A 25,606-nucleotide genomic window follows, 5' to 3' on the forward strand; every position below is an offset into this window, starting at 1 on the left:
ACTTTTTTCTTAATTGCTTAAATATCTAAATTCTATACTTGTTAAAAGTAATGCACCAGCATAGTCATTATTGGATGCAATACGTGCAACACTTAAAAGAGCAAAATCTTCAGCTCTAATAACATTATTTAGTTCAAACTCTAATACATAATGATTATATTGAAAATTTCCTGGTGAGTTTTGTATTGGAATATTAACTCTATTAATAGTCCTTAAATTTGCTATATTTACTACTCCATTAGCTCTAGTAAATAATGATGAAAGTCTGATTGCAAACCTATTTCCAGTTGGAGTATTTGAATTATCAGTTAATAAATGAACAAACACCCTAGCTCTTGAAGATCTAATAGCATCCCTTGGGACACTAAAAGTTAGTGAATACTCGTTTGTATCCCCTTGAGGAAGAAGCCATCCTAATATCCTAATGCTAGAATTAGCACTTCCAAGAGGTACAGTATCAGGTGATGTCTCTTCAGCATCATTAATATTACCAGAATTGAATATTAATGACTTAAATTCTAATTCATTATTAAAGCAATAATCATTTAACATATTGAATCACCTCAAAATTATTGAAAAACCTTATGTTATAGTATACTACACAGTTATAATTATGTTACTAAAATTTTTAATATTAAGTTCCATATTATTATTTTATTATTTCAACAAATTAATTTTTCTTCATATTGTTAATAAAAGCTATGTTAGAATAAATTGATAATATATTTGTCAAACAGAGCTATGTCAAACGGAGCCTTTTTTTCTGCTAATAACACAAAACCTTGTATTAATTTTCAGTAAAGTATTTTTCAAAAACAAAATGGACAGTACAAAATAAAAAATAAAGGAAGTCGCGAAACGCGTCTCCCTTTAATATAACTTTTATTCTATGGATTTCAATGCATCTACCATATTTACTTTTTTTAGTTTTAAATGCATCATTATCATAACTAGCATAGCAAAAAACATTGTAATTAAGCCAGAAATTACATAACCAATTATGTCTACAGTTGGTATCATCATCATATTATCCATTTCTGCTGTGCTTACTAAAAATACATACAATATTTTTCCAAGGAATGACCCTGCAAGTATTCCTAGTATAGTTAGTATTATATTTTCTCTAAATATATACATTGCTACTTCACTATCATAAAAACCTAATACCTTTATTGTAGATATTTCCCTTATACGTTCAGATACATTTATATTTATCAGATTGTATAATACAACAAAAGCTAAACTTCCTGAAGCAACTATTATTACTATCATAACTAATCCTAAATCAGCAGATTCACTTAAACTTCTCATCTTTGAAGCAAGTGTAACATTTATTACTTTATCATTATCCATAAGAGTGGTAGACAATTTATTATCATCTTCTCTATCTGTATTTAATTTTAGTAACTGTGCATTATATATTGGATCATTATTAAATATTTCTTTATAATATGATGGTGATAAATATATATAATGTCCAGCGTAATTTTCTACTATATTATCAACTTTAACTTCATGATCATTATTATCCGAATCTGTTACAATTATATTATCACCTACAGATACATTTAAAATTTTTGCAAGTTTTTCATTTATAATCACACCATTATTTGATAGTTTATACTGTGTACCATTTTCTCTATCATTTAATAATATATAATCATTTAAGTCATCTGTATTTTCAGGTACATACATAGTGGCAGTTTGCTTGCTTATACATTCTTTACTAAAAGTAACTGAATCTTGGTAAATGTTTAAGCTACTTTCATATCCTTTTAAACTTTTTAAAGCTTCATTGTATTCTTCATTTTCTTTTTCAATATTCTTATCATTAAATACAACCATAGCATCATATTTTATTAATTTACCAAATTGAATATCCATAACTGAAGAAGTAGACTTTTCAAGAGCTAATCCTGCAACAAGCATAGCCATACATCCTGATATACCAAGTATTGTCATTAACATTCTTTGCTTATATCTAAAAAGATTTCTAAATGTAACTTTTTGATTAAAGTTTAATCTTTCCCATAATGGTGTAATTCTTTCTAGTAATATCTTCTTACCAATCTTTGGAGCTTTTGTTCTCATTAGATTAGAAGGATTTTCTAATAATTCTCCCTTTAATACAATTAATGCTGCTCCTACTGTGCAAACTATTGAAGCTACTAAAGATTGAATTACATATGATGGATAAAAATATATATTTACATCTGGTAAAGTAAATGAAGATGAATATGCTTGCTTAATTATATATGGAAGGGCACTACTTCCAATTACTATTCCAAGAATACTTCCTACAATACTAGCTAATGCTGCATAAACTATAAATTTTCTAGCTATTTCTAAATCTCTATATCCTAATGCTTTTAGCGTTCCTATTTCTACTCTATTTTCTTCCACCATTCTAGTCATTGTAGTTAAGCATATAAGTGCTGCAACTAAAAAGAAAAATACAGGAAATACTGAGGCTATTTTATCTAAACTGTCAATTGAACCTTTATAAGTTGAATAACCAGGATTATCCTCTCTGTCAAAGAAATAATATTTACTATCGTCTAAATCATTTAACTTCTCTTTTTCTTCATCTATTTCTTTGCGTCCATCTATTAATTTTTCTCTATTTTCTTTGATTTCCTTTTCTCCATCAAGAAGTTTTTGTTCTAAATCTTCAAGTTCTTTTTCAGCCTTATCAAGTTCTACCTGCCCTTGTTTTTTACCTTCTTCAAAATCTGCTTTTCCTTTTATAATTTCTTCTTGAGCCTTATCTAATTGCTTTTCGGCCTCTTCAAGTTGTACTTTTCCATCATTAAAGATACGGGCTTGCTCTTCATAAGCAGTTACTCCTTGCTGATACTTAATTATTCCAGATACTAAAATTTCTAACTTAGATTTATTTTCACTTAAAGTTTTGTTAGCACCTTCTACTGCCTTTGAAATATTAAGTGCTAAAGAAATATTTGCTGGATTTTGTTCTAATCCATTTACTAAATCACTTAAACCATTTAGCCCTAAACTAGGATTAGATATAACCCCTTTCCAATATTGAATTTTCTCATTTGGAATTTTCTCACCTTCTTTAAGATTACTTGCTGTTTCTTTTATATCCTTAGAAAGTGCATCATATGTTCTAATCAAAGTATTTAATCCTTCTATTTGATTTTCATACTCTTTTGTACTTTGAGTTGGATCAATTCCTTGATTTAAAAATTCTTGTTTCGCTTTATCAAGTTCAACTTTAGCTGATTGAAGCTTTATTTCACCACTTAAAAATTGTTCTTTTTGCTTATCTAGTTCATTTTGCCCATCAACTAATTGCTTTTCACCTTCAATTAGTTTCAATTCACCATTTTCAATTTCTTGATTGTACTTTTCTATAGCTTCTTCATATTGATTTTTACCGTCACTAAGTTGAATCTTACCATCATCTATTTCTTTTTGAGCATCTTCAAGCTTTTTTTCTGCATCTTCTATTTCTTTATAAGCTTTAGCAAGTTCTTTTTGTGCTTCTAATTTTATTTCTTCAATTCTTTCTACAACTCTATTTGAGTATAAACCTTCAAGATATTTATTATTTTCTTCCATCTTTTCTTTATACTCATCACTATATGATCCGATATCTTCTACATTTTTAAATCTTACATATATCTCAGTATATACATCCATGGATATATCACTGCTATTTAAAATTGCAAAATAATCTATACTTCCTTTTCCAACATTAGTTGTCCCTCTAGATATATTTTCTATATACATAGGACTTTGTACAAATCCAACAACCTTAAAAGTTTTCTTATTAAAGTATTCATCTAAGTCTACATCAGATTCTATTGTATAATCATCACCTATTTTTAGATTTTTATTTTCCTTTAAGGAATTTTCATCTAAAGCTATTTCTCCACTATTTTCAGGTAATCTACCCTCTGTAACAATAGGCTTATTCATATTAGTAGAATCACTTGAATCATATGCCATAAATCTAACAACATTATTTGTATTAGTTAAATTCACATCTACACTATGTGTTGCATAGTAATCTAGAATTTTATCGTTATTTTCAAGTAACTTTAAATCATTATCATTAAGCCCTATACTAGATACTATCTTGCTATCCATTAAATTTTGTTCACTAAAAAATTCATTTATAGACTCTTTTAAGTCTGGTCCACTAGATTTTATTCCAGCGTAAAAGGCTACCCCTAAAAATATTATGGCTAATATAGAAATAAACCTTGCTTTTGAAGATAATATTTCTCTTGTTATTGATTTTTTATATGCTATATTTTTCATCTTTATCCTCTACCACTCTATAGAATCAACTGAAACAGGATTTTCATTTACTTCAATACTTCTAACCTTTGCATCTTTAATTTTTATAACTCTATCTGCAATTGGTGCAAGCGCTGAATTATGTGTTATAACAATTACTGTTGTTCCTGTGTTTTTACATGTATCTTGTAAAGTCTTTAAAATCTGCTTACCTGTTTTATAATCAAGGGCTCCAGTTGGCTCATCACATAAAAGTAATTTAGGATTTTTAGCTATGGCTCTTGCTATAGCTACTCTTTGCTGTTCCCCTCCTGATAATTGAGATGGAAAATTACCTTTTCTATGGCCAAGTCCAACTAATTCAAGAGTTTTATCAACATCTAGAGCATTTTTTGTAATTTGTGTAGCAAGTTCAACATTTTCCTTTGCAGTTAAATTTTGAACTAAGTTGTAAAATTGAAATACAAATCCTACATCATATCTTCTGTAATTTGTAAGCTGTTTATTATTAAATTTTGATATATCAACATCATCAATAATTACCTTACCTTCATCACAAGTATCCATTCCTCCAAGTATATTTAATACAGTTGTTTTACCAGCTCCACTAGGCCCTAAAATAATAACAAATTCTCCTTTTTCTATTGAAAAATCAATACCGTTATTTGCTATAATAGTGTTTTCTCCAATTTTGTATCTTTTATATTCATCTCTTATTTCTATATATGACATCTCTCTCTCCCTTATCTTTATCTACTCAAAATACTCAATGTTATTAAATAGACACTTTGTTTGGTTAATGCTATAATTAAGTATAAATAATCTAAACTCCAATTACAATAATCATATATTTTCTTAATGTTATTAAATATACATTTTAGTTATTTTTGTTTACTTATTAACATATAATTAAAATTTTTAAATAAATACATAAAAGGATGAGTAAAATGGCAGGAATTAAAGGCAATAGAAGAACTTTATATACTAAAAAAATAATAAAAGAAAGCTTAATTGATTTACTTCAAGATAAAAGAATTCACGAAATTACTGTTACTGATATATGTAAAAAATCAGATATTAATAGAGGAACTTTTTATTCTCATTATAAAGATGCTTATGATTTACTTAAATCCATACAAGATGAACTATTTAATCAAATATCTATATATATTGAGGAGACCCCTGTAGAAGATTACAAAGACGTTTTATTACTTAAAGCCCTTGAACTAATTTATGATAATAAAGATTTATGTAAAATATTATTTAGTAAACAAATGGAAACTAGCCTTATGGATCGTATTATTTACGTAGCAAGTAAATCTGAAATTGATAAGATGCTTGGAACTTCAAATGTTAATAATATTTTTTTAGATTATTTTATAAAATATACTGTAGGTGGAGTTGTTTCAGTTATTCAAACATGGCTAGAAAAAGATTTAAAGGAATCACCTGAAGAAATAGCTAAAATTATAAATAATATTATTTCTTTCCATCCTTAATGTTTTAATATAAAAGTCAGAAATAAAATATTTTCTTAATAAAAATAAAAAACTCCCTCTTTCAAAAATGGAGTTTTTTAGCATTTAGAAAACTATATAATTAAATATTGAATAAACAACTTATTTTGATAATAATGCAAAATAATCATTTTTGGAGATTGGCTTAGAAAAATAATATCCTTGTGCAATAAAACAATTATTTGCTACCAGAAATTCAACTTGATCTTGAGTTTCAATTCCTTCAGCAATAATTTTCATATTTAATTTCTTTGCCATATCTATTGTAGATTTTATAATAATATCCATCTTGAGATTTCCTATATTATCTATAAATGATTTATCAAGTTTTAAAGTATCAAAGCTTGATTCTGATATTGAACTAAGTGCAGAAATTCCTGTTCCATAATCATCCATTTCTACTTTAAAGCCTAATCTATGCAATTCATCAACAATATTATTTAATTTATCATTATTATTAAGAAATACGCTTTCTGTCATTTCAAAAGCAATTTTAGATGAATCTATATCATATTCTTTTAATAAAGCTTCAATTCTTTTTACTATTCCCTGATATTCAAGATGAAGCCTTGATAAATTAATAGAAATTGGATGAATTTTATATCCTAAATAACCCATTTCTTTAATATCCTTACATACTTTTTTTATGACTTCCTCATCTAGTTGAATAATTTGTCCATTATTTTCAAATACAGGTATAAACTTATCAGGAGGTATTAATGATCCATCTTGTTTTCTCCATCTTATTAATGCTTCTGCTCCACAAATTTTCTTATTTCTCATATCATATTTTGGCTGATACCAAACTTCAAATTCATCATTTTTCAACGCTTCTAGAAACTCAGATTCGATTTTTTGATTATCTATTATAGTTTTTTTATTTCTCTCATCAAAAAACTTATAAATTTGATTCATTTTGTCTTTTATCTCTCTTTTTGCTATAAGAGCGTTACTATAAATTCTATGCAGACTTTCAGAGTTATCTAATGAACATATACCCATAGATATTTTTATAGGTATTACTTTATTTCTTTCAATATCTTTTTTAATTCTATAATCAAGCATATTTAATTTTTTAACTATTTCTTCTTTATCATCATGATATATAATCCCTATAAATCCATCTGCATTATCTTTATACAACTCATCATTAGGCAGCACTTCCTTAAATATTCTAACAATATATTTTAAAACATCATCACCTATATTAGTTCCATACATTATATTTATAACATTAAACTTATCTATATCAAAAACTACTAATGATTTATTTTTTCTATCATACTGCTTCATATTTTCAAAATTTAATCTCAAATATTGATAATTTTTTTCTTTTGTCAATTCATCTATAAAAATAAGATAAGAAATCTTTTTTTGATATTTATTATAAGCTAAAATAAATATTCCAGCAGCTGCAATAAACGTAATATACAATAATACACTTTCTAGATGAATACCTCTAAATATTATACTAGCATTTTGATATACACACCTACTAGGTACATAAGATACTAAATACCAATCATTTATATTAAGAGGCTCATAATATGCCAAATAATCTTCATTTAAATTACTATAATTAATATATCCACTCCCTCCCCTAGAAATATTCTCACTGACTGTTTTATATAACTCAGGATTCCCTTCTTTCAAATTATAAAATATATTAAAGTCGCTATTATAAAATTTGTTTGAATTAGAAACAAAATTTCCTGATTTATCAATTACAATACTTTCTCCTTCTCCATTAAAAGAACTAATATTTAAAATCTTAGAAAAATCATCTGATCTATATGTTGCTGTTAATATCATATCTACATTATTTCCCTTATAAATCGGAAAAGTAAATATATTAAGCATAAGCTGTTTATCTTCACTAATGTAACTTTCAGATATGCTAGCAATTCCTTTCATTCCATTTTTGTAATAATCATATTGACTTAAATCTAATACTTCTCCTAAAGTATTATAACATATACCATTTTTATCAATTATACCCATATTATAAAACCCATAAGATTCACTATAAACCTTTAAGTCTTCAACTATACTCAAGATTTCAAAATTATTACGTGTTTCTATGTTTTTAGCTAGAGATTCTAATAACTTCTTCTTTGCTTCAACTCCTGTATGCATGGTAATAACATTTTGTGATGAAACATTTTTAAGTGTTGCTCTTGCTTCTTTATCAATCAAAGATATTAAACGCTCATTGTGGTATCTAAATAAAAATATCCCTATAAAAAGAAATAAAATAAACAAGATACTTATTGATATACATAATTTTTTTTTATATTTATCATTAAACTTTGCTACACTTATCATAAAATTTTATACTCTCCATCCTCAAACTTTTACTCCTTAGAATTAAATCTTATTTCCAAAATAATTTTCTCACTTAATTTATTTATTTTTTAATCATTTTACAACTTTTATTAATACTTTTTTCATACTCATTATATACTTTTTTCCATTAATGATAAATATATTTTTAATATTATAAATCTCTTTTTTGACATTTTATGACTTAATATTTATTAAAAATAGGCTAGATGAATTATTAATTACTCATCTAGCCTTATTCAGTAAATCTTCAATTAGATTTTGACTTTACTTTAAAACTTATTTACAACTACTAAGCAATATAAATATATAATGTAATTAAAGTTTCATAATATTGTAATCTTCATAATTACCTACATTATTTTCCAATGTACTTGGAAGTACTAAAGTAAATTTACTTCCCTTATTTAGTTCACTTTCAAGTTTAACATATCCACCATGAAGTTCTACTACATACTTAACAAGAGTAAGTCCAATTCCACTACTACTTACTTTTGTAACATTTGCTCCTTCAACTTGTGAAAAACGCTTAAATATAAACTCTTGATCTTCTTTTGATATTCCTATACCTGTATCTTCTACAATAATTTCAATATTATTTTCAATTTCTTTAATAAATACTCGTATTTCTCCACCTTCAGAAGTAAACTTAACTGCATTTGCTAATAAATTAACTACACATCTCTCTATTTCGGTACTGTCACAAGAAATAATTTTTTCTTCCATCTCAGGATCAACTATAAGTGATAGCCCTTTTTCTTCAATAAACTTACTCATATTAAGTGCAGTTTCTTCAACTATATACACTATATCATTATTTTTTTTATTAATTTTATAATTGCCTGTCTCTATTTTAGAACTATCTATAATATCATTTATTATTTTCAATAGATTATCACAGTTTTTACTTATAATATTCATATATTTATTAGATTTTTCTTGTGTTATAGATTTATCCTGGCTAAGTTTATTTATTAACTGTACAGTTGATGCTATAACATTTATTGGAGTTCTAAGTTCATGAGATAGATTCACAAAATAACTATTTTTAAACTTTTCTTTATCTATTATTTCTTTACTTAATCTTTCATTTTCTTCTAGTTGATTATTTAGTTTCATTGTTTTTCTATCTATTAATTTTCTTAGTATCTTAACATAACTTAATATAGAAATAATTAATGCTATTATTATAAATATATAGATAAAATACGCTAAAGGTGTTTTCCAAATAGGCTGTTTTACTATTATTTTAATCATCGCTTCTTCACTTAATTCACCATTACCATCTCTAGCTCTTATTTTTAAAATATATTTACCTGGATCTAATGATTTAAAGTCTAATTCACTTTTAGAGTCTATAAATATCCAGTCTGAATCTACTCCTTCAATAATATATTCATAAGTTGTACTATTTAAACTTTCATAATTAGGTAAGAAATAATTAACAGATAAATTTCTATCTTCATATTCTAAAACTAATTCTTTTCCATCATAAATAGCCTTATTTTCTCCAATAAAAATGTCCCCAATTACAACTTTATTTTTATTTTCTTTCTGAACAACTACATCATCTGGATGAAAATATGTGCAACCGCTTGTGCTGCCAAATATCATTGCTCCACTTTTTAGCTTTATACCTGAATTGGAATTAAATTGATATCCATATATCCCATCCTTTTTTGTAAAGTTTATAAAATCTTCTTTTTCTACATCAAATTTATTTAACCCTTTATTAGTACTTATCCAAAGGTTATCATTGTCATCAAATAAAATTGAATTTATAAAATTATTAGTTAATCCGTCTGCTATAGTATAAGAATTAAATTGCTTTTCTTTTGTATCAAATTTACCAAGTCCTATATTTGTTCCTATCCACAGATTTCCTGTATTATCAAATGCCATAGAATTTATAGAGCTATAACCTAAAGAGTTATCATATAAATAATTATTTATATAGTTTTCCACAACACCTTTTTCCTTATGATATTTTACTATTCCTGTATCAATCCCACCCAACCAAAGAATATTTTCATCTTTATAATCTGGTAATATATATTTAATATTACTAGGATTTATATTAGACTTTATTAATTCCTCATTATAATATATAACTTTATTAGTATTTATATTATAGCTATAAAAATTAGATGTAGTTGCTATCCAAACAAGCTTTTCGTCACTATATATATAGTTTAATTCTGGAAAATATCCATCGTCAGTTAGATGATAATCACATGTACCCTCTTTTATATCAATTTCTACTAAGCCTTTATTAGTTACAATAAGAATACACTCATCATTTATTTTTACTAAACTATTTATATATTCATTATTTGAAATTGCGATACTATCCTTATGATATATATGCTTAATTAAATTGCTTGTTTTTATATCATATATATATACTCCGTGAAATTTAGTTGCTATCCACAAGTATTCATTATGTACCATTATAGATACTACATTTTTATCCTGTATATCCCATACTTCCTTATAATAACCAAATTTTTTATTGTTATTTAATATATTTACACCTTTTTCTGTTCCAATCCATATTGTACCATTAAAATCTTCATAAAAGCACGTTATAACATTACTACTAAGAGAATTTGGAATGTTAGTATCTTTCCTCAATATGTCAAGTTCATCTTTACTTCTTGAATATTTTAATATGCCATTACTACTAGATACCCATACATTATTTTTACTATCAACCATAATAAAACTGTTATTATTAAGAATCCCCGATTCTTTAATTTCTTCAGTATGGAAAGACTTAAAGTTTTTTTCCTTAACCTCATATTTTTTTTTACTATTATTATCAGTTGTACATTCAGCAACCTTTCCTATATCGTAAACAAAAATACCTTCTTTAGTGGAAATTATTAAGTTACCTAAATTATCCTTTTCTATATTATAAATAAATAGTCTTCCATCATCTTCTTTTATTTCCTTCCGAATTATTCTATAGTCCTTATCTATAAAATTCACTCCATAGTTTGTCCCAACAAATATTGAACCATCTTCAGCTTCTTCTAAACATGTTATAAATGAACTAGTTAATGAGTTTATATCATCTTTATTATTATAAAAATATTTGATACTATTATTTTTAATATTTATTTTCATTAATCCATTTTCAGTACCAACCCACATAACATCTTCTTCATACTTACTCTTTAATAAAGAAGTAATTTTTAAGCGCCCCAAATTATATTTATCTATTGGCAAGTCTTTCATTCTAACAATGGTATCTGTATCTCTAATTAAAAAATCCAGTCCATAATCAGTCGCTATCCATATATTCCCACAAAAATCTTCTTCTACATCATTTATATATGGCGAGCTCAAAGTATTTTTATTTTTGCTACTAGAATTATAAATCTTTACCCTTTCACCATCATATCTATTAAGGCCATCTACTGTACCTATCCACATATATCCTTTACTATCTTGCATGATTGTTGTTACATATTCATTAGAAAGTCCATCATCAATAGATAAATTTTCAAACTGTTCTTTTTTTAATGGTTCTGCTGACACCTTTATAGACATTAAAATATTTGTTATAAAAGATGTTAATAATACAAATATTAGTAATTTGAATTTCATGCATTTACTACCTCTCATTCTTACTCTTGCATATCTTTGGTACTATCGCTTTTATATTAATATAATTATAATTCTATTTAGTAAAAACGTTAGTTATATCAATATTACATATAATAATAACATTTTTTTTATATTTTTTCATCTAAATTTATACGCAATATCCATATTGTATATTTTCAATTATCTTTTCATAATAAATATTATTAATTTCAATAAAAAAGATAATATATTAACTTAGTACAAAGTTTATTTAAATAATTTAACAATTTATTGCAATTCTTCAAATATAGAAAACTTTCATAAAAACATCTTATTCATATAATATAAATGGTCTATTGTATAATTAAAAAGAGATATCTCAAACTGAATTAAAAATCATTTTGAGATATCTCCTATCTTTGTTACATTCTAAAAGGAATTAATTAAATAATATTATCCTTTTAAATCTATTATTTATTAAAGACCTTTTCTGTTGAAACCCATTCATCAAGAACTTCACTATACTTTCTAACATAATAATAGTGAATAAGATCAATTTGAATTAATATAGGTATTTGTGCAGATATCATTCCAGTGGATTCCTCTCCTGAAAGATTATCTGTTATTACACTAATGTCTGAGTATTCAACTATCTTACTATTTCTATTTCCAGTAATGAGAATAATATTCGCACCTTTTTCTCTTAAGAGTTTAGCACACTTTTGAAGATGCTTATTTCCTCTTAATGTAAAGATAAATACAAGATCCCCTTCTTTTATTAGAGTTGATGCCATTTCTATTGCCTCTTTATCATATATTACTTCTACAAGCTTACCCATTCTTGAAAATCTAAACTTAAAATCTTGAGCTGCCGTAGCACTAAGCCCTAATGCAAATATATGCATAAATCTATTATTATGTATAGATTCACAAATTTTCTCTATTTTATCCCTATCAAAATTTGTATCAATATTATTGAAAATTTTAAAATAGGAATTTTGTAAATCTGAGGATATTTTATTTGATCTTATGCCATTATTTTCTTTTAAGTGTTCACTATATAAATACATTAGTTCTTTATAATTATTTAATCCTATTTTTTTACAAAATCTAGTTATAGAAGCAGGAGAGACACATAACAATTTAGATAATTCATTTATTGATCTTGGTTCTCTATTACTCAAAAAATACTCTGCTATTTGCTCCTCTACATAAGTGAATTTTACCTTTGCATGAGTTATTCTAAGTATAATTTCTTTTTCCATAGTATCCTCCAAAAACAATTATTATACCTTAAATGTTATATGTCTCTTGTTAATTAATCAACTAAATATTTATTTTTAAAGTTTTAATTTCTCCACTTTTAAATTTACCAATATTAATAGAGCTATCTATATTTTCTTTATTAGATATTTCTTTATTATTCATATTTACCCATTCATAGCTTTTGCCTTTTGAAACTTTGATATTTCCACCATCTATAACTTTATCTGTGTAATTTACAAATCTTACAGTAAATGAATTTTTATCTACTGGTATTATTGAAGTTACTACAATATCATTTAAGTCATTACAATCTACTATATCTTTTACTTCTTCTAGCTTATCTTTTAATGGATGCATAACAAAATATTTTAAAGTATTAGTAAACCTATTTATTTCTTGAATTTGATAATTTGGAATTGTAATACTATAGTTTTTCCAAATCTTATTTATCTTTGTTATATTAACTTCATTATTTATTGTGATAGCAAATTTGAATTTAAGCTTTTCTTTTAATTGACTATCTGGTGTTTCTATATATCTAAACTCATTTCCTGAAGCAATACCAGGTCTTCTAATTAAATCAGGTTTACCAAGGAATCCAACACCTCTAAATAAAGTTAATGCAATATTTGAATTTTCTAGAATTTCATATTCTTTTATTCCTTTTGCTAACGTAAATACAGACTTATTTTCTTCTTCAATGCCAACAAAATGTAACATTGGATATATTGGCGATGGTTCTTCCTTCCAACCAAGCTCTCTCCAATCATTAATATGAGCTGGAACATTATCTCTTCTAATTGTACCAAATGAAGTATCACTTATGCTTTCTTTAGAAGTAATATCTGTTTTTAAAACAGCTCTCATTCTATGGTCACAAGCTTTATTATCTATCTCTAAATGGCATTCTACTATTTCTTTGTTAGATAGCATTAATATAAGTTCATATGGTATTTCTGTATTTCTTATATTTTCCTCTCTATATTTAAGATTCATAGGAACTTTAAATTCTCCTGAAATCTTTATTTCCTTATAAAGTTTCCCATTATTAATGTCTACTTTTGCATTTTTGAAATCTAAGTTATATCTAAAATCATATTTTTCTTCTGGTGGTGAATAGTCATAAGTATCTCCATCATCACCTGATTCTTCAATATATAAGCAATCTTTTAATTCTCTATTGCTTATTTTATCTATTATATTAATTTTACCATCTACAACTTCAACTTTATAGAAATTATCTTCTATAAAATTACTAGAAGCTTTTTCTTTTATATTTATTTCTTCTTCTAATTGAATTACTTTCAATACTTCTATACTTAATGGCTTTAAAGAACATTTTATAGCAACTTTGGAAACATAATAATATAAACTATCATCATATTGAGATTCATCCTTTTTAATGCTTCCTGCATATTCTCTCTTTCTCTCAAGCAACTGATGTTCAATAATATTTCCATCTTTATCTTTAATTATAAAGTTTTTAGTCTTTGTAGTTACTATAATCTTGCTTACTTCTTCTCTATTGTGTGGTAATGTATTAAATAAAATTATATTGTCCTCTTCACTGCAATTAAGAGACTCGCTAATCTTTCTTATAATATAATCGCAAGCTGAATATGACAGTTGATCTGCCTCTATAAGTCTTGCTAAAATACTTCTATTAGTTTTATCACTATTACATCCACATGCACTATCATGAGCATGATTCATTAATAATTTCTTCCAAATCTCTTCAATCATTTCTATCTTTGGATCAATACCTAAGTTTTGAGCAATAACCATAAGTGGCTCTAAATGATAAATTAACTTTCTTTCTACCTTATCATTTAAATATTTATGATCATATCTTGATGAATAAATTGATCTATGTATTTTAGAATTAGATGGATTTACAAATTCACCTTTTACTTCTATTAAATCTTTAGATTTCTCTAGCTCATCAAAGAATTTATTACAGTCACTTTCTACATAGTCAAAATTATTTTTACTTCTTTCATTATAGTAAGCAATTCTTTCTTTTAAGTTAAAATCAACATACCTCTGGTCTCCCCCAACAGGTAATAGAATATTTTCAGTTTGAGATCCATCTAAAATAGTTTTCTCAAGCTTTTTTACATCATCACTATAAATTAAATTTCCACCATAAAAATACCCATTCTTTATGTTATAAACTAAAAGTGAACTATCATCTTCACCTTTCCATATAAATTCTCTATTAGGGCAAACATCATTTGCTACCCCTCTCCAAAAAATACTTCTATTAATATCAAATCCATTTAAAATCTTTGGTAAATCTTTAGTTTGACCAAATGAATCTGGTAAATATCCTATTTTTAAATAATCACCATACTTTGATGCACTTTTAATTCCATAGAATAAATTTCTTACTATTGATTCCCCATCTATAATTAATTCATCTGTCTGTGTATACCAAGGTCCTATTAATAACTTGCCAGATTCAACAAGATTTTTTACTCTTTCAAAATTACTTGGTATAAATTTTATATATTCCTCTAATATACTTAACTGCCCATCAAGAAGATAAGTTTCTAACTCACCATTTTCTAATGCTTCCATTACTTCATCCATATGATAAATTAATTGTATAATTGATTCATTTGAAGTAAAGTACCATTCGTAATCCCAATGGGTATGTGGATAAACGTGTATTTTTTTCATTATCGGTCTCCTTTATTTAATATAGTTCTATATTAAATATCCACTAGGGATTATTAATAATCTCCAGTGGATTTACTTATTTATTAAAATTTTATTTCTTTTACTAAGTCATATAGACATTTAGTATCAGTTTCAGTAGTGATATTGTTTCTAAAATCATCATTTAATAATTCTTTAGCAATAGTGCTTAATACCTTAAGATGATTTTCTGCTCCGTCCTCTGGAATTGTTAGAGCAAAGGCTGTTGTTATTCCTTGTCCATCTAGAGAATCCCATTCTATTTTATTTTTGAACTTTATTAAAAATACTCCTGGTGCAATAACTGTTTTATTTTTGCTATGAGGTATAGCTATTCCATCATTAAATCCTGTTGTTGCTTCTTTTTCTCTTTCATGTAATCCATTATAAAAAGCTTCTTCATCTTTTACATATCCATGTTTTTTAGCTATTGAAGCAATAAACCTAAATGCTTCATCTTGTGTAGTTGAATTTTCATCAACATATATATGATTTTGCGCAAATAACTCTTTATCTGAATTTATATTTCTTTCAATAATTTCTTTTGTATCAACTTCTATTTCTTCTATTTCTTCATCTTCAACTGGCTTTCTCCAGAAACCAATAATTAATGCTGTTACTAAAATACCTGCTGATATACTTAAAATCCAAGTTATAAATGGAATTGGTTGTTCTATGTATCCAATTATTGCTCCTAAAGGTGAGCCAATTCCACCATAGAACTTAACTCCGAATATTGAAACAAGTCCACCAGCTAATGCTGATCCTGCAACTGATGCAGTAATCATTTGAACTGGATTAGAAGCTGCAAATGGAATAGCTCCTTCAGTAACACCAACCATTCCCATTCCAAATGCTGAACTTGCTGATATTTTTTCATCCTTAGTAAATTTATTCTTAAACAATACTGATGCTAACCAGATTCCTAATGGTGCAACTGAAATTGCTGCTTGTGATGCTGTTTGTGGCACAAAATTTGCATTTGCTATGCCAAATTTAGCAACTGTATCTGTATAAACTGCTGTACCAAATATAAGTGCTGTTTTATTTACAGGGCCACCAAAGTCAAATCCAATCATCGCTCCAATTATTGCTCCAATTATAAATGGCGCCCCAGCAAATGTTTCATTTAATGTAGTTAATCCACTATATAATCCATCCATTAAATTGGCTATTGGATTTCCAATTAAATAAGTTACTATAATCATAATTATTAATGTAGCTATTAATGGAATTATCATTATTGCTAATAATGGTTGTAGTACCTTAGGCCATTTAATTTTCTTTAATCCTTTTACTAAATAACCAACAATAAATGCAACTAAAATTGCTCCTAAGAAACCTCCACCTGTTTGAGTTCCTAAATATGTTGCATCATTAACTAGATATGCTCCAATCATAGCTGGTGCAATTGCAGGTTTGTCTGCTATAGAATTAGCAACAAATGCTGCAAATAATGGTATCATTAATTTAAATCCAACTTGTCCAACTTCGAAAAGCTTAGACATAAAGAATCCAATTTGAGTTGATTTATCAAATCCCCAATTTACTATTTGGCCAAGTTCATTTTCTTGGAATGCAAATATATTTGCAATTGCAAGTAATATACCTGATGCAATAACCATTGGTGTCATATATGATATTCCACTCATTATATGCTTAACAAAACTACTTTCTGTTTTTCCTAATGTAACTTTACCTACTTTAGTTCCCTTAGCTCCAAAAACTGTTGCTTCTTTATATGCTCTATCAATTAAACCCTCTGGATTTTTAATTGCATCTATTGACTTTACTGATAAAAGTCTTTTTCCTGAAAATCTCATTAAATCAATATTTATATCTGCTGCTATGATTACTAAGTCAGCTTCTTCTATATCTTTTTCAGTTAATACATTTTCTGCTCCAATTGATCCTTGAGTTTCGACTTTTAAATTATACCCCTTTTTCTTTCCAGCTTTAATTAAGCTTTCTGCTGCCATATATGTATGTGCAATACCTGCTGCACATGCTGTAACTGCTATAATTTTTCTATTCATAAATCATTACCTCCTCATCACAGTTCCAATTATGCCATCACTAACTCCCTATGTAAACCTTTTGAACTTCTTTAGTATAAGTTTTCTTTTTTTATTTTTTTATTGAAAATATTTTCATATTTTTATTAATTTTTATTATCTTTTAATCAAAACATAATAATATTTTCATTCATAAATTACTTCTATAATTTTTCAAAATAGATAAGACTCTATTATATTATAATTTAAATTGATTAATTTCTTAATCGCCGTAATTTTATAATTAACTTTTTTTATCTGTTCTTTCAAAATATATTCTAGTTTTATATTTTAAATAATAAAAGCTTTTATTATTATTTGTTAACTATGCTATAATATTTTTAAGTTTTTTATATTAGGGGGTGTTTTTTAATGAAGGGTTATAATACGTTCAACCTTAAATCAGTTTGCTCTTTGCAAGGACTACAAAAGTCAGCTATGCTTTGTTTAGAGCTTAAACTGTTTAATTAGCTGAAAGCTTTATACTTTTTAAGTTCTGTAACACATAGTTTTATTGTATTCTTTGCCTTAATTCTTTACTAAAAAATTAAGGAGTAAGAAAAATGAAATATGCAAAAGCAAATGATGTGTTACCAGATGAAATAATTGAATTAATACAAAAATATGTAGATGGAAAATATCTTTATATCCCTAAAAAGAATACTACGCATAAATCTTGGGGAGAAGAAAGTGGCATAAAAGCCTCATTAAAAATTAGAAACGATGAAATTTATGAAAAGTATCTTAAAGGTTATAGTATTCATGAATTATGTGAAGAATACTTCTTATCTGAAAAAAGTATAAGAAGAATAATTTATATGCAAAAAAATTGCTCTTAATTATTGCAGAATCGTTTAATAGCTTGAATATATCTTATAACCACTATATTCTTATCTTGTAAAACATAAAATAAGTTTGATAAGTGAGGAAAATTAATGGAAACTTTTGTTAAAAACCATAAATTTAATTATATAAAAAGGTGTATGAAGGATTTAAGTAATTCTTTGGTATCCTGTGTAGATAAAGATATTATTCAAGCTAATAAATTATATATAAATCAAAAAGTCTTAGATAAATTCTCAAATTTATCTAAGGAGCAAAAGAATCTACTTGATATTTCAAAAATAACAGAACAATATCAAATTGATTTTTATTTAGAAAAATTGCTAAATTACGTATATGAATCACCTAATATAACAAATGCACAAATCAATAGGTTATTTAAAAAAGAAAAAAAATTCAAATTACCTAGTGAAGATATTTTCAACATCAAAACCACTTACTTAGGATGGATTGATAATCAAATAAGAAAATTATTTATTGCTTATAATTTAGATGGAAATCTTGTTGGTATGGCTTGTAGGATATCTAATCCTGAACCTAAAAGCTCTCATAGATGTGTACTTTGTAATCATATTGGCAAAGAAAATGAAGTGGCATTTGTTTCACCAATATGTAAACAATCATCTAAAGATGCTTATAAATCTATAGGATTTGATATCTGTTTAAACAGTAAAGATTGTAACGAAAGAATAGTTTCTATTGATAAGCTTAAAGATCTTTTAAAAACTGTTAATAATATAAAATAAATGGATATCTCAAAATAATTTTAAAACTATTTTAAAATTATTTTGAGATATCCTCCTTTGTATTTTATTTGAAACATAAAAATTTATAAGTAACTTTTTTATTTCGATTCCCATTTACAAATTCTATTTTGTAAAATATCTATTATCTTAAACATGGTTATCCCTAAAAGGCTTATTAGGATAATTCCAGCATACATACCTTCATAGTCTACCTTAATCCAAGAATTCATAATATAATATCCAATTCCATACTTAGTAGCATAGTTTTCAGCAAAAAATAACGCTGCTATACTTGAACCTAATGCTATTCTAAGAGATGTAAATAATCTTGGCAAAGTTGCTGGAATATATATGTGCTTTATCATTTGAGCTTTTGATAATTTTAAAGACTTTGCTGATAATATTAACTCTTTTGAAATTTCTTTAGCACCATCTCTAACTGATATTATTATTTGAAAAATAGCAATAGCTATTATAAGTACTATTTTTGAAGTATTACCAAGTCCAAAAAGAATCATAAACACTGGTAAAAACGCTATTCTAGGCACTGGGAAAAATAAATATACTATTGGACTAACCAAGTTGTCTATTTTATTATTTATTCCAATTAATAATCCTATTAAATATCCTAAAGTTATAGTTATTATCACAGCTACAAATAATCTAAATAAGCTTGTTACAAGATGAGTAGACATAACTTTAAATCCTACTTGATATAACTTTTTTAATACATCAATTGGATTAGGAACAACAAATGAATTTAATATTATGTGGAGTAAATACCAAAATACTAATACTACTGATACAGCATAGATATATTTATATGCCTTTTTAAATCTTGTCATAAGTCCCATCTCCAAGCCTTTCTAAAATAGTTCTTATTTCATTACACTTATCAAAGAAATTATAACTTTTCCTTGCTTCTCCTTGCCCATAGTATGGATTATTAATAATTTCTTTTATTTCTCCATCTATCATAATAGCTATTTTTTTACCTAGTATTACAGCCTCTTCTATATTATGAGTAACTATAATATATGACATGTTATATTCCTTTTGTATTTTACATAATAAATTTTGAAAATTTTCTTTATTAATTGAATCTAGTGCTGATGATGGTTCATCCATTAATAATAATTCTGAATTTAAAACTAATGCTCTTGCAACTGCTGCCCTTTGTTTTTCTCCACCACTAACTTCAGAAGGATATTTATCTAAAATATGTTCTATATTTAATTCTTTAACTATCTTTTTTGTATATTTTTCTATATCCTCTTTAGATGCATTTCTTATTAAAAGACCTAATTGTATATTTTCTTTAATTGTCTTCCAAGGAAAAAGACCATTACTTTGTAATATGAGACTAGTATCATTAAATTTATTTAAAATATTTCCTGATTTATTATTCTTTAAATCTGCAATAGATAATAAAAGCGTACTTTTCCCACATCCTGATGGACCTATTATTGAAAGTGTTTCACCTTTAGCTAAAGAAAAAGAGATGTTTTTTAAAATATCTCTTTTCTCATAACTAACATATAAATTATTTATTTCTAACATTACTTAGATACATAATCCTTTGTTACTATATCATTGTAATCTAAGTTTAATTCACTTCCTTGTAATTTTTCAGTCCAATCTTCAATTTCTTTTATGTAAGCTTCATCTGGTACTCTTGTTTTATGATATGTTGGTAATACAATTAAATCTTTTATTTGTGGGTTTAACTCTAATTTTGAAATTAAAATATCCTTTGCTTCATTTGGATTATTTACTATATCTTCAATAGCTTTGTTATAAGCATTATGAAATCCCTTAACAGTATTAGGATTATTCTTTATAAATTCATCTGTAAATATAATTGCATTTGGAGTGTAATCATCTGGATCTCCATATACTCTCTTTTCTAATCCCTTAAGCTCCGCATTTGAAGCTAAAGGTTCTGGTAAAACTGCCATATCTATCTTATTTTCCATTAAAGCTTGCATTCTTAAAGGCATTTCATTAATAAATACTTTTTCTACATTATAATCAGTTAAATATTGATCTGCTAAAAAGTTTATTACACTAACTTCCATTAATCCAACTTTAACATCTTTTTTCTCTTTAAAATCCTTTGATAATACAATTGGGAACATTCCATCAGTAGTTGTAGTTATCTTAGCTTGTAATCCACCCTTAACATTATTTAAAAATTGAATCATACTAAGCATTGCCGCATCAAGCTCACCTGCTTGAATTGAGCTTTGCTTTGTAGCTCCATTTGTAAATATTTCTAATTCTAGATTTACACCTTCTGCTTCAAAGTATCCCTTTTCTTGTGCTAATAAAATTGGTGCTGAGTCAGATGCAGACATTACTCCTAATCTAATTGTATTATTTTCTTCTACTTTTACTTTATTAGAAGTACATCCTATTAATGAAATTGTCATAACTAGTGACATCACTACTAATAATAAGCTTTTCTTAATATTCTTCATAATGTTTCTCCTTTAGTATAAATTTATTTTTTCTGCTCTATAACATTTATAGCCTATTGGCTTAGTTATATCTGTATCTTTAATTTTTATTTCAAAAACTACTTTATCATTTGCTATTTCTATTATAGTTATTTGATTTTTCATTCTATTACTCTTCATATCATCAATTGGATTACCAAATATATCTTTAGTTATACCACCAAAGCATATTAATCTATTATTATTTTCAAGAACTCTCACTGCCCCTAAATATGCACAGTAAAGTTCATTACCTCTTTCCTTACCATATTGCCATACTTGCTTAACTGTCATTTTTTCTTCATCTATTTCATATTCAACTGCACGACTATAATTATTGTGTGCTAAAACAGCATCCTCTAATTTATAGCTTCTAAAGTTTCCATTATCGAATATAACAAGATTTCTATTATAAGTTAATGAAGGAGTATGTTGAGCATAGCTAAACTCGAAATTATCACCTATTGGATTAAGTAAATACTTCTTAAGCTTATTATCCCATCCATAATGAGGAGCTAATATCCACTTTATTTCAGATGTATCCTTGTTAAACTTTACTACAGTACTTTGATTTCGAGATGATGCAATTATGCAATTACTTTTTTCATCATATACTAATGAATTTAAATGTAACCAATCCAATGGATGATTTACCGATATCTTATCAATTACTGTTTCTCTATTAAAATCTAGTATTTTTCTAAAATCCCATTCATTAATTACTTCTTTAGTTTTTCTATCTATCTCGACTAATAAATCTTGTTTAGTATTTTCTCTTTGAGTAATAGCTAAAAAGTTTCCATTTGTTAATTCTATAACATCATGATGTAAACCAAACCTTATAGGAAAGAAATTTTTTATTCTTCCAAGCATATCAATTTCTATAAATCCAGCTGAAGTATAAGCACCACAAATACCGCTTGATATTGGTGCATCTACTATTAAGTTTCCATTTTTAAGTTTCATAAACACATGACAGGATACCCCTGTGTATAGCCATCTTAATCTTGCTTTATTATCTATGATAGAATATAAGTGCTCTATAGTTTTTACAGCTTCTGATCTTCCTAAAGACATTGCTATCATTCCATCATACATATCAATTTCATCACATTTAATTAACTCTATACTAGGATATTCTATAGATAATTTTGAGATTTTTATATAATGAATAACTTCCTTTTTATTATTATCTTTATAATTGCATATAACTCTTATACAATTTTCCCTATCCTCCATTAAACCTAATATAGGTATTTCATGATCCTTTTTTAATTCTTTAAACTCTTTTTCAATATCATCCTCAATAAACACAGTTACTGAACACTCTTCTTTAGTTTTAAATTTCATTAAAGCTGATAATGGACAAGTTTCAAATGGATTCAATACTATAAAAGGATTTTCTTCTGTATAGTTACCTTCTAAATACTTACTCTCTATATTGTGCTCTATATCCTTTTGTTTTTTTAATAACTCTTCCATATGTTCACCTACTATACTCTAATTATTAGCGCCTAATATTATAACATGATTATATTTTCTAAAAAATAACTAAATATTATACACTTTTATTACAATTACTTTTCTAGTATTTTAATTTACTCATTCTCGGTTTTTACTAAAATATATTTCATAAACAGTCCATAAAGTTTCAGATATAATCTACATAAAGGGGTTAAGACCAAAGTTGTCTTAACCCCTTTAAAGATACCTATTTTATAATGAAGTTTTACTTTAACTAATATTCTCTAACTTATTGGTAATATTATTGTAAAAGTGCTTCCTTTATTTAATTCACTTTCTAAAACTACTTGTCCATCATGTAACTCCACAATATATTTCACTAATGTTAATCCTATTCCGCTACTGCTTACCTGAGTGGAATTAAAACCTTTTCCTTGTTCAAACCTCTTAAATATAAACTCTTGGTCATCTTTAGATATTCCAAGTCCTGTATCTACTATAGAGATACTTACATTATTATCATTTTCTTTAATTAAAACCTTGATTTTCCCGCCACTTTCTGTAAACTTAACTGCATTTCCAATAAGATTTATAACACATCGCTCTATTTCTTTAGGATCACAACATATCGGCATTTCTTCGATTTCAGGATCAATAATTAAATCAATTCCCTTATTATTAATATAATTACTCATATTTAATGCAGTTTCTTCAACTAAATATACTATATCAATATTTTCTTGCTTATTTATCTTATAAGCACCTGATTCTATTTTTGAACTATCTATAATATCATTTATTATATTTAATAAATTATTAGAGTTTTTCTTTATTACATCTATATATTTTAAAGCCTTTTCTTTATTCATGCTACCGCTTGCTTCTAAAGAATTTATTAATTGAACTATTGATAAAATTATATTTATAGGTGTCCTTAACTCATGAGATAAATTGATAAAATAATCATTCTTAAACTTTTCATTTCTAATATTTCTCTCATAAAGCTTTTTATTTTCCTCCATCTGAGAATTTATTTCCTTTGTTTGTTTGTCTACTAAAGATTTTAGAATTTTTACACGCTGAATAAAAAATAGAATTAGTATTACAGCAATAGATATATACGTGCAATATGCTAAATTAGATTTCCAGAATGGTTCTTTTATAACAAATCTTATAGACGATTCTTCAGTTAAACTTCCATCACTATTAGATGCTTTAACTCTAAATGTATAATTACCTGGTTTTAACATTGTATAATTGGCATAACCGTCCCTATTACCACTAATCCATTCACTATTTACTCCATCCATTTTATAAAAATAGGTTATCCCCTCCATCCTTGTATAGTCCGGAATGAAGTACTCAATAGATATATTATTTTCATTATACTTAAGCTCTACATTTTCTCCTTTTATTGTATATAAATCACTATTTATGAATACTTTATCTAAAATTACTTTATCCTCTTTAGAAATTACCTTTTCTATAGCATTTGGATTGAATGAAACTACACCTTTAGTTGTTCCAAATAATAAATGTCCTTCTTTTGTCTTATATGAAGCTCTTTTATTAAATTGATCCCCATATATTCCATCTACTTCTGTGAAATTTATAAATCTATTTTCACTTAAAATAAACTTGCTTAACCCCCTGCTTGTCCCTAACCATATATCTTCATTATTATCTATTATTATACTATTTATATAATCGCTTCCTAAGCCATCTTTCTCATAATATTTAATGAAAGCTTCTTCTTTAATATTAAATTTATTTAACCCCGACTCGGTTCCTATCCAAAGATTTCCTTTTCCATCACCCTGAATACAATTTATAGATTCATAACTTAATGAATTATTTTCTGATGATGATAAATAATTTTTAATAACACCTTTAGTTTTATGGAACTTTATTAAACCTCCACCACTTCCTCCTGCTAGCCAAAGAATATTTTCATCGTTATCATCTTGATAAATATCAAAAACTTTATAATTTTCAATTCCATTTTCAATAAAATTCTCTTTATAATTTTCATATTCATAAGTGTTATTTGAACTTCTATAAAGTCCCCCCTCGGTTGCAATCCATGCATCTTGACCATCATTTATCATTTTTAAACCTTGATTAAAAGGATTACGTGTTTCCTTTTCTACACGATATTTAATTATCTTCCCTGTTTCTTTATCAATTTTATTCATTCCTTTATCTGTAGATATTATTATTACTCCTGGTTTTCCTTGAGTAATATATTTTATTGAATTACTACTTAATGAATTTTCATCATTTTCATTATAGCTAAATCTTATCATCTTATTTTC

At 26.1% G+C, this 25,606-nt stretch carries 16 protein-coding genes; 3 read left to right on the forward strand and 13 right to left on the reverse strand.

Going from position 1 to position 25,606, the window contains the following annotated elements; all coding sequences use genetic code 11:
• Nucleotides 1-9: 9 nt before the first annotated feature.
• The 3 genes from J2Z25_RS03985 to J2Z25_RS03995 form a co-directional block, all read right to left on the reverse strand.
• Nucleotides 10-552 (reverse strand): hypothetical protein, encoded by a 543-nt coding sequence (locus J2Z25_RS03985; RefSeq protein WP_209738516.1) that lies wholly within the window; start codon nt 550-552, stop codon nt 10-12.
• Nucleotides 553-882: 330 nt separating this feature from the next.
• On the reverse strand, nt 883-4,290 hold the full coding sequence (locus J2Z25_RS03990) for an ABC transporter permease (protein ID WP_209738518.1): 3,408 nt from the start codon (nt 4,288-4,290) through the stop codon (nt 883-885).
• 9 nt (nt 4,291-4,299) lie between these two features.
• Nucleotides 4,300-5,001, reverse strand: a complete 702-nt coding sequence (locus tag J2Z25_RS03995; protein WP_008680044.1) for an ABC transporter ATP-binding protein — start codon at nt 4,999-5,001, stop codon at nt 4,300-4,302.
• Nucleotides 5,002-5,216: 215 nt separating this feature from the next.
• On the opposite strand from J2Z25_RS03995, the gene J2Z25_RS04000 reads away from it, so the two are divergent.
• On the forward strand, nt 5,217-5,768 hold the full coding sequence (locus J2Z25_RS04000) for a TetR/AcrR family transcriptional regulator (RefSeq protein ID WP_008680045.1): 552 nt from the start codon (nt 5,217-5,219) through the stop codon (nt 5,766-5,768).
• A gap of 120 nt (nt 5,769-5,888) precedes the next feature.
• Here J2Z25_RS04000 and J2Z25_RS04005 read toward each other — a convergent pair whose 3' ends face one another.
• From J2Z25_RS04005 to J2Z25_RS04025, 5 genes are all read right to left on the reverse strand, one after another.
• Nucleotides 5,889-8,111 carry a GGDEF domain-containing protein gene (locus J2Z25_RS04005; RefSeq protein ID WP_209738520.1) on the reverse strand — a complete coding sequence of 741 codons (2,223 nt, stop codon included), beginning with the start codon at nt 8,109-8,111 and terminating at the stop codon, nt 5,889-5,891.
• Nucleotides 8,112-8,447: 336 nt separating this feature from the next.
• Entirely contained in the window at nt 8,448-11,741 is a 3,294-nt protein-coding gene (locus J2Z25_RS04010; RefSeq protein WP_209738522.1) for a sensor histidine kinase, read from the reverse strand.
• 449 nt (nt 11,742-12,190) lie between these two features.
• On the reverse strand, nt 12,191-12,985 hold the full coding sequence (locus tag J2Z25_RS04015) for a MurR/RpiR family transcriptional regulator (RefSeq protein WP_209738524.1): 795 nt from the start codon (nt 12,983-12,985) through the stop codon (nt 12,191-12,193).
• A 61-nt stretch (nt 12,986-13,046) separates the two neighbouring features.
• Nucleotides 13,047-15,668, reverse strand: coding sequence for a glycoside hydrolase family 38 N-terminal domain-containing protein (locus J2Z25_RS04020; RefSeq protein ID WP_209738525.1), 2,622 nt, complete (start codon nt 15,666-15,668; stop codon nt 13,047-13,049).
• Between the two features lie 83 nt (nt 15,669-15,751).
• The gene (locus tag J2Z25_RS04025) at nt 15,752-17,722 is read right to left on the reverse strand and encodes a fructose-specific PTS transporter subunit EIIC (RefSeq protein WP_209738527.1); all 1,971 of its coding nucleotides are present in this window, start codon (nt 17,720-17,722) and stop codon (nt 15,752-15,754) included.
• A gap of 581 nt (nt 17,723-18,303) precedes the next feature.
• On the opposite strand from J2Z25_RS04025, the gene J2Z25_RS04030 reads away from it, so the two are divergent.
• Entirely contained in the window at nt 18,304-18,579 is a 276-nt protein-coding gene (locus J2Z25_RS04030) for a CD3324 family protein (protein WP_209738529.1), read from the forward strand.
• A gap of 96 nt (nt 18,580-18,675) precedes the next feature.
• Nucleotides 18,676-19,329 carry a FusB/FusC family EF-G-binding protein gene (locus tag J2Z25_RS04035; protein WP_209738532.1) on the forward strand — a complete coding sequence of 218 codons (654 nt, stop codon included), beginning with the start codon at nt 18,676-18,678 and terminating at the stop codon, nt 19,327-19,329.
• A gap of 98 nt (nt 19,330-19,427) precedes the next feature.
• Here J2Z25_RS04035 and J2Z25_RS04040 read toward each other — a convergent pair whose 3' ends face one another.
• From J2Z25_RS04040 to J2Z25_RS04060, 5 genes are all read right to left on the reverse strand, one after another.
• Nucleotides 19,428-20,174, reverse strand: a complete 747-nt coding sequence (locus J2Z25_RS04040) for an ABC transporter permease (RefSeq protein ID WP_209738534.1) — start codon at nt 20,172-20,174, stop codon at nt 19,428-19,430.
• Nucleotides 20,161-20,889 (reverse strand): ABC transporter ATP-binding protein, encoded by a 729-nt coding sequence (locus J2Z25_RS04045; protein ID WP_209738536.1) that lies wholly within the window; start codon nt 20,887-20,889, stop codon nt 20,161-20,163. The genes J2Z25_RS04040 and J2Z25_RS04045 overlap by 14 nt, the downstream gene beginning before the upstream one ends.
• Entirely contained in the window at nt 20,889-21,809 is a 921-nt protein-coding gene (locus J2Z25_RS04050) for an ABC transporter substrate-binding protein (protein WP_097033067.1), read from the reverse strand. Before J2Z25_RS04050 ends, J2Z25_RS04045 begins: the two co-directional genes overlap by 1 nt.
• 12 nt (nt 21,810-21,821) lie before the next feature.
• Nucleotides 21,822-23,309, reverse strand: a complete 1,488-nt coding sequence (locus J2Z25_RS04055; protein ID WP_209738538.1) for an aryl-sulfate sulfotransferase — start codon at nt 23,307-23,309, stop codon at nt 21,822-21,824.
• A 266-nt stretch (nt 23,310-23,575) separates the two neighbouring features.
• The gene (locus J2Z25_RS04060; protein WP_209738540.1) at nt 23,576-25,597 is read right to left on the reverse strand and encodes a sensor histidine kinase; all 2,022 of its coding nucleotides are present in this window, start codon (nt 25,595-25,597) and stop codon (nt 23,576-23,578) included.
• Nucleotides 25,598-25,606: the final 9 nt, after the last annotated feature.

Origin of the sequence: Clostridium tertium (assembly GCF_017873245.1) — a bacterium.
GTDB lineage: Bacteria > Bacillota > Clostridia > Clostridiales > Clostridiaceae > Clostridium > Clostridium tertium.